This is a genomic window from Pseudomonas sp. 24 E 13 (genome assembly GCF_900004715.1).
In the GTDB taxonomy this organism is placed as follows: domain Bacteria; phylum Pseudomonadota; class Gammaproteobacteria; order Pseudomonadales; family Pseudomonadaceae; genus Aquipseudomonas; species Aquipseudomonas orientalis_A.
The window spans coordinates 1-8,365 of record NZ_CVTO01000056.1 but is presented as its reverse complement, the minus strand read 5'-3'; the positions used below and the strand labels follow the sequence as shown (position 1 = coordinate 8,365).

At 63.3% G+C, this 8,365-nt stretch carries 3 protein-coding genes; all 3 read right to left on the bottom strand.

Translation table 11 applies throughout. From position 1 onward, the window contains the following. Nucleotides 1–1,103: exodeoxyribonuclease V subunit alpha (gene recD / locus BFP90_RS28985; protein WP_256097413.1), on the bottom strand; the 1,103-nt coding region annotated here is incomplete at its 3' end. Continuing rightward, nucleotides 1,100–4,771 (bottom strand): exodeoxyribonuclease V subunit beta, encoded by a 3,672-nt coding sequence (recB, locus tag BFP90_RS02270; protein WP_065895858.1) that lies wholly within the window; start codon nt 4,769–4,771, stop codon nt 1,100–1,102. The genes recD and recB, both read right to left, overlap by 4 nt. Then, nucleotides 4,768–8,220 carry an exodeoxyribonuclease V subunit gamma gene (gene recC, locus BFP90_RS02265; protein ID WP_065895857.1) on the bottom strand — a complete coding sequence of 1,151 codons (3,453 nt, stop codon included), beginning with the start codon at nt 8,218–8,220 and terminating at the stop codon, nt 4,768–4,770. The genes recB and recC overlap by 4 nt, the downstream gene beginning before the upstream one ends. Nucleotides 8,221–8,365 lie beyond the last annotated feature (145 nt).

The following is an 8,365-nucleotide window of genomic DNA, read 5'->3' as shown; positions in this document are numbered from 1 at the left end:
GGGCTGTACCAGCCGGCCTCGGCATCGCGACACAGATCACCGAGCACCGCGCCCGCCTCCACCGACGCAAGCTGGTCCTTGTCACCCAGCAGCACCAGGCGAGCATGGGGCGGCAAAGCGTCGAGCAGGTTGGCCATCATTTCCAGATCGATCATCGACGCTTCGTCCACCACCAGCACATCCAGCGGTAACGGGTTGCCGACGTGGTGACGGAAGTGCCGAGTGCCCGGGCGGCTGCCCAGCAACCGGTGAACCGTGGTGACCTGGGTAGGGATTTTTTCGCGCACGCTGTCGGGCACTTTCAGCGACAGCACTTGCTGGCTGATGGATTCGGTAAGACGCGCGGCGGCTTTACCGGTGGGCGCGGCCAGGCGGATGCGCAGGGGATTGCCGCTTTCCACGGCAGGCGCCTGCAACAGCGCGAGCAGGCGCACCACGGTGGTGGTCTTGCCGGTGCCGGGGCCGCCGGTGACGATACTGAATGCGCCCCGGGTGGCCAGGGCACAGGCGAGTTTTTGCCAGTCGATCACGCCATCGGGCGCCGCTTGATCGAACAAACCATTCAGGCGCTGCGGCAAATCGGCGGCGACGCTTTCGTGGCTGGCCAGCCGCAGGCGCAAGGCACTGTCGATGCGCCGTTCATAAGCCCAATAGCGGCGTAGATAGAGGCGTTTTCCGGACAGCACCAACGGGCGGCTCCGCGCCGACTCACTGTCATCGAACGCCGGCGCGACCAAACGGCTGGTGGCCAGGACATGACACCAGTGGGCGCCGTCCAGCCCCTCGAGCAATTGCGACGGCAGCAGCATCGCGCCGGTCTGCAGGTCGCCTTCGGGCGGCAGCGACAGGGCAAAGTCCGGCGCCTGCAGGGTTTCGAACAGGTCGAGGCATACGTGGCCGTGACCCAATTGGTGACTGGTCAATGCCGCCGCCAGCAGCACCAGGGGATCGGCCTGTGGGTCAAGCTCGTGCAGGAAGCCGACGAAGGCTCTGTCCAGGGCCCGCAACCAGCCACGGTCGACCCAGCGCTCCAGCAGTTGCACCAGGTCGGCGGCGCGACTGAGCGGCGACAGTTCCTCCAGCAGTAGCGGCGACAGGCTCATAGCAGCACTCCTTGTTCCCAGGTGGGCTCGGCTTTTGGCGGGACAGGCTTGCCCTGGAACAACAGGTCCAGCCCTTCGATCAGCTCACGCGGCGGCCGGGTGAAGTACGCGCCCTGGGTCACCGACTGCGTTCCGCGCAGGAACAGGTAGAGGGCGCCGCCGACGTGGCGTTCGTAGTCGTAATCCAGCAGGCGCGCCTTGAGTTGGCGATGCAGGGCCAGCAGGTAAAGTACGTATTGCAGGTCGTACCGATGCTCGAGGATCGACTGTTCCATGGCTTCCATGGTGTAGGCCGAATCGTCAGGCCCGAGCCAGTTGGATTTGTAGTCAGCCACGTAATAACGGCCATCGTGCTCGAAGGTCAGGTCGATAAAGCCTTTGAACATGCCGTTGAGCAACACCGGTTCGGCCGCCACGCGTGAGACGCCGTGGTGGGTGTGCTGGCACACCAGTTTGTCGAGGGCGAGCACGTCGACCTTATGGCTGGCGAACCAGAATTCCATTTCGATCTGGTAGTGCGCCAGCGCGCTGAGGCTGACCCGGTCGGCGTACAGGGGCAGCGGCGCGTGCAGCAAGTGGTCAAGCCAGGCGCTGAGGGTGACGATCCAGCCTTCCCAATTGCGCCGATTGCAACGCGCCCCGACGGCTTTTTCAATGGCCTCGAGGCTGACGTTGAATGCTTCTTCACCGGCCCACTCCAACAAGCCGTGAAGGAAAGTGCCTGGATTCGGACCGCGTGGGAATCGATGAATATCGCCGCCGGACGCCACCACTTCGCGCGGTGCGGCGGGATCAAGGCGTTCGTCATCGAACAGTTTCTGCGCCTGCGGGCTTTCAGGGGCTTCGAGACTGGCGGCGCTCATGCTGTCGCCAATGCGCAAGGCGCTGTAGGACGCAATCCACCAGTTCTCCGCCGCCTTGCGTTTGGGCAACAGTGGAGCCAGCAAGGTCGCTTCGTTGCGCGGGGGGTGGAACACGATGTCTTGCGCTGGCGGCACTTGGGCATAGCTGATGGCCGGGCAGCCCTGCTGCACATCCAGCAACCAGCGCGCCAGGCCGGCGGACTCACCCAGCGGCGCACCGGCGCCCAGCAGATAGCCCAGCGCCGACAGGTGCAGCACGGAGCTGCTGCTGTTGCCGCGCTTGAGGTCGGCGATGCCCAGCCAGCAGGCGTGTTTGGCGCGGGTCAAGGCGACGTACAGCAAGCGCAGGTCTTCGGCCAGGCGCTCATCATCGGCCTGCGCGATCAATTCAGCCGTGGGCCGCAAGCTGACGTGGGATTTGCCCTGCGCGTCGTGGTAGTGCAGCGGCAAGCGCGTGCCGTCCACCGGCTTGGTCGAGCAGATGAAGGGCAGGAAGACCAGGTCGTATTCCAGGCCCTTGGATTTGTGGATCGTCACGACCTTGACCAATTGCTCGTCACTTTCCAGGCGCAGGATCTGTTCTTCACCAGCCTGGCCCGACAGCGCCAGGTGCTCGGCAAGATGGCGAATTAATGCCTGTTCGCCGTCCAGTTCCGACGCGGCCTGTTGCAGCAGCTCACTGAGGTGCAGCAGGTTGGTCAGCACACGTTCGCCATCGCTGCGGGCGATCAGGGTTTGCGGCAGCTTGAAGTCATGCAGCAGGCGACGCAGCATCGGCAGCACGCCTTGGGAGCGCCAGATCGAGCGGTAGCCCCGGAACTGCATCACGCGGCTTTCCCACGCCAGTTCATCCTGGTTCAGACGCTCCAGTTCCGTCAGTGACAGGTTCAAGGTGACACAGGCCAGGGCCGCGCGCAGCGGGCGCTCGACGTCCGGCTCGGCGCAGGCCTTGAGCCAGGCCAGCAGATCGTGGGCTTCCTGGGCGGCGAAGACCGAGTCCTTGTCCGACAGGTACACGCTGCGCACGCCCCGTGCCGCCAACTCGGCGCGCACGGCCTGGGCTTCCTTGCCGTCTCGCACGAGGATGGCGATGTCTGACGGCAGCACGCCTTTGAACGTGTCGTCTCTGGCAAAGCCTGCGCTGCCCTGCTGCCCACCGTTAAGCAATTCGACGATCTGCGTGGCGCAAGCAGCCGCCAGTTGCTGGCGATACAGCACATTGGAAATCGGTTGGTCGGTGGCTAAATGCCAAAGGTTCATTGCCGGCAGCGTCTGGCCGTCGACCTGCAGCTGTTCTTTGCGGCCTTGGGACAGCACCGAATGGAACGGCACCGGATTATGGCCGTCGGGCTCACGAAACAGGAACGCGCCGCGGCCGGTTTCCGCGCGCTGGAACAGGTGGTTTACCGCTTCGACCATCGCGTGGCTGGAGCGGAAGTTGGTGCCCAACGTGTGGTGGCGACCGGTGGTAGATTGCCGAGCGCGCAGGTAGGTGTAGATGTCCGCGCCCCGGAAGGCGTAGATCGCCTGTTTGGGGTCGCCGATCAGGAACAGGCCGCTGTCCAGGTGGTTTTCTTCGATACGGTAAATGCTGTCGAAGATGCTGTATTGCACCGGGTCGGTGTCCTGGAATTCATCGATCAAGGCCACCGGGAATTGCTCGCGGATCACGCTGGCCAGGCGCTCGCCGCCGTCGGCCTGGAGCGCGGCGTTGAGGCGGATCAGCATGTCGTCGAAGCCCATTTCAGCGCGACGCCGCTTCTCTTCTTCGAAGCGCTTGCCCACCCAGGCGGCGGCGTGTTGCAACACCGCGGCGTCCGGGGTGGGCAGTGCGTCAAGGGCCGCTTTCAGACCGGCCATCGCGTCGATGCCGGGATGCCGTGGCGGCTCGCCTTTCCAGGCTTCGGCCATACCCTCGGGAGTCAGCCGGGTAAAGCCGGTACCGATATCCAGTTGTTCCAGGGTTTCATCGGCGGCCCAGGCACTGATTTTTTCAAACCAGGGCTCGAAATAACGCGCCTGCATTTTGCGTCCATCGACCGCTTTGGCGGCCACGGCTTGCAGGCACAGATCACGCAACTCGACGGCCCATTGTTGCCAGGGTGCCTTGATGTTGGTCAGTGCCTCGCGACGCTCTTGCAGGCAGGCAGCGATTATCTCTGCGGGCTCGCGGCTGTCTTCGGCCGGCCGCTCACTGCCGAACAGCGCGCGCACCCGTGGCATCAACGCGGCCGGGCCGCCCCAGTTGTTGCGCACCCAGTTGAGCGCATCGTCATGCATCGGGTAGCAGAACAGGCGCCAGTAGTCGCGCAGCACTTCACCGAGCAAGTCGCTGTGGTCGGTTTCCAGGGTCTGGGTAAACAGGCTGCCGCTGTCGAACGCGTGTTCGCGCAGCATGCGCTGGCACCAACTGTGAATCGTCGAGACGGCTGCCTCGTCCATCCACTGCGCGGCGATGTCCAGCCGATTGGCGCAGGCGGGCCATTGTTCACTGGGGTATTGGTGACGCAGGTCAGCGATCAAGGCGTCGGGCTGCTCGATTTCGTCACGGAAAAACCGCGCGGCCTCCGCCAGACGGATACGGATACGTTCACGCAGCTCCTTGGTGGCGGCGTCGGTGAAGGTCACCACGAGGATTTGCGGCGGTAGCAGTTCACGGCCGAAACCGGACTCATCGCCACCGTTGCCGAGCACCAGCCGCAGGTACAGGGCCGAAATCGTGAAAGTTTTGCCGGTGCCGGCGCTGGCTTCAATCAGCTGGCTGCCTTTGAGCGGAAAGGCCAGGGCCAGGGGTTTACTGGTCATGCGCCGGCCTCCTCGCTGGACAGTGAGCGCCAGGGGGTGTTGAGCAGGGGGCGATACAAGGTTTCGCACCAGCCTTCGAACTCTTCGCTGGCGACCAGCGTGGCGTAGTTGGGGAACTGGCGAGTGAGCGCAGGCGTTTCGCGGCGTTCGCCATCGGTGGTGATACCGTCGCCCTCGTAGGCTTTGCTGGCAGCGGCGTGAGCTTTGGCCGGATCGGTCTGGCCGAGCCAGGCAAAGGCGGTCTTTACCGCGACGGGCAGCGGTTTGCTCATGCCGATGTGCCAGGCAAGCAGCAAGTCACCGAGGAGGCTCTGAGCGGTGGCAGTGTCCAACGGGGCCAGCAGCAAGGTGTCGTCACTGGCTACCAGGCCGGTGCTCAACGGCACGCCACAGGCACAGGCGACCACATGATTGACCCAGGGGCGGATCAGGCGGTGCCACTTGCGCGTCTTGATCGAGCCGATGCTGTTGGGGATGGTGGTCACGCTTAACAAACCGCCGTCACCGCGCCGGTGCAGGCCGCTGATCCAGCCTTCGAGCTGAATGCCCTGGTACGCGAAACTGATCGGTTGCGCGCCAATGTGTGGGGTTGGCCAGAGCGCCAGCAGGTGCTGATAGCGCTGCAACAGGTCCGGCAATGGCTCGATCAGCTCGTTGCGCAGGCATTCGCCGAAGCCGACCATCGGCAGCAGGCCACTGCCTTGCAGGCGCAAGGCTTGGGCGTTGAGCGCCTGATCAAGCTGGTCGGGCCGGGCCAGTGCTGCGTTGAGCAGACTGTCGCTGAGGGTGTAGCGTTGCAGTGCGTCGAGCACGAAGGGTTCTTCGTCGGCCAGCGGTACTTCGGCGGCTTCAAAGAACACTTTCAGACGCTGGCTGAAGAAATGTTTGACCGGATTGCGCAGGAAATCCTGTAACTGGCCGAGGCTCAGGGGCTCTTCCTGGTGGTGCGGTGCCAGCGCGTGGTCGTGCACCAGTGCGGCTGGGGCCTCATGCAGCAACTGCCATTCGCGAGCGTAACTGAACAGCGGGTCGCCTTCATGGAAGTAGCGGGCGCTGAACGGTTGGAGCGGGTGTTCCTGGGTCATTGCGTCGATCAGGGGTTCGGCGCTTTGGGCGTTATGCCAGCCACTGGCGAGGTGGTCGCGCAGTTGGCCGATCAGCACCGAGGCCGGGCGATCGCTGTTGTCGCGGATGCTGCGGCCGACCCAGCTGATGTAGAGCTGGTCGCGCGCGGACAGCAGGGCTTCGAGCAGCAGGTAGCGATCGTCTTCACGGCGCGAACGATCGCCGGGACGGTAGTCGCTGCCCATCAGGTCAAAGTCCAGTGGCGGCTGGGCACGCGGGTAGTCGCCATCATTCATGCCGAGCAGGCAGACCAGCTTGAACGGGATCGCGCGCATGGGCATCAAGGTACAAAAATTGACCGCGCCCGCCAGGAAGCGCTGGGACAGGCGGCCCTGGTCGAGCCCGGCCAACCAGGCCTCACGGACCACGGTGAGCGGTAATTCATCCTGCAGGCCGACGGATTCACAGGTTTCCAGCCACGTCTCTCTTAACTGTTCAAGCTGGCCAAGCAGGTAATCATCGTGCTCGCTGCCGGGCAGGAAAAACAGTTGCATCAAGCGTTGCAGACGCTCGCCCCACACGTGGGGAGGTGCGGGTTGCGACAGCGCCTGGTGCGCGTCATTCAAGGCATCGAGCAAGGCCACCAGTGGACCAATCAGCGCCGCATCAAGCCCACCGATCTCGTCGTAAGGCTCGATGCCTTCGCACGCCACACCCGTGCCGACGGCGTAGCCCAGCAGCATCCGCCGCAGCCCGAATCGCCAGCTGTTCTGCTCCAGCTCTGCGGGCAGCCCCAGGCCCGCACGCTGTTCGGCGTTGAGCCCCCAGCGGATGCCCGCGCCTTCAATCCAGCGATGCAGTGTAGGCAGGTCGCGCTCATTGATGGCGAAACGTTCGCGCAGGGCCGGGACATCCAACAGGTCGAGAATTTCGCTGACAGGGAAACGGCTGTCGGGGAGTTTGAGCAGATGCTCGACCGCGATCAACAGCGGGTCACGACCACGTTGCCCCTGGTCTGTCAGGGTGAATGGAATGAAGCGTGGGTCGTTTCTTTCCAGTTGACCGAACACCGCGCGAATGTGCGGTGCATAGCTGTCGACGTCGGGGACCATGACGATGATGTCCCGAGGGCGCAACGTGGGGTCGGCGCTGAAACGTTGGAGTAATTGGTCGTGGAGAATCTCCACTTCGCGTTGGGCGCTGTGGGCGATGTGAAAGCGAATGGATGCGTCGCGTGTGAGGTCGACCGCCGGCCAGAACTCACGGGTTTCATCGAGTGGGCGCAACTCCAGGATGTCGTCCTGAAGCTGGTTGAGCAGCGTGGTGGGTTGGCTCTCGCTGAACAAGTCGATACGACCATCACGGAAGGCGGCGCGGTAGCTGTTGGGGTCGTCATAACTGTCCAACAGGCTGATGTAGTCACGCCCCTGCTTGCCCCAGGCGGCGAGCAGCGGGTGAGCGTGCTGGTGCAAGGTGTGAGGATCAATGGTGACGGGCATGCCCGCTTTGCGCGCCTGGCGCTTGTATTCGTTACGCAGCAGGTCTTTGTCGGCCACGATGTCCGACCAATGATGGCGGCAAGGGTTGTGCACGCACAGCAACACTTGGGTGAAACGAGCCAGGCCCGCCAGTGCTTCGAGCGCCTGGGCGGGCAGCGATGAAATGCCGAAAACAATCACGCGGGAAGGCAAGCCGGGCGGCGCTTGCTCGAGTGTGTTGATGCGTTCGATAAACCGCTGATGAACGCCGGCACGGCTCTCGGCCATGCCCTGCTCCCCTACGTCGAGCAGCAACGCGCGCCATAATTCAGCCTGCCAGCAGTTGGCGGGGTTGAGGGGTTTGGATTCGCCACGGCCGTTGCGTAATTGATGGCGCCCCGCCGCCCAGTCTTCCAGCCAATCGGCGCGATACACTTGGTATTGGTCGAACAAGTCGGCCAGCCGCTCGGCAAGCTGGTAGCGTTTGCGCAGGTCGGTGTCGTGGGTCAGGAAGCGTTGCAACGGCTCGAAATGGGGCTGATCGATAAGCTCCGGGAGCAGACGCATGAGTCGCCATGTCAGCGGGGCCTTATCCAGCAGAGACTTGGGGGGGATTTCGTCACGACCCAGCACCATGCGATAGAGCTGCCACATGAAACTGCCGGGCAATTGCACATCGATTGCCGCGGCGATGCCACAGCCCCCCATGTCGTCTTCCTGCGGATCTTCGGCCAGGGCAAGCTTGAGCCATTGGGCGATGCCATTGCTTTGGACCAGAGCAATTTCATTTTCCAGGGGCGCCAGGGGATAACGACGCATCCAGCTGACTACCAGGCTGCGCAACTCGTCCAGGCGGTTACCGTGAACCACCATGAATCCTGCGCTGAGGGACGTCGCACCCGGCATAACGGTTTCCTTGGAAAAGCAAAAATCGAGGCTTGGACTTTAGCACTGAAGACCATTGCCATGAGCGCCTTGATACTTTTCAAGCGCCCAAAACAAAACCCCTGTTTGCGTTAGCAAACAGGGGTTCTGGAATTTAATCTTGACG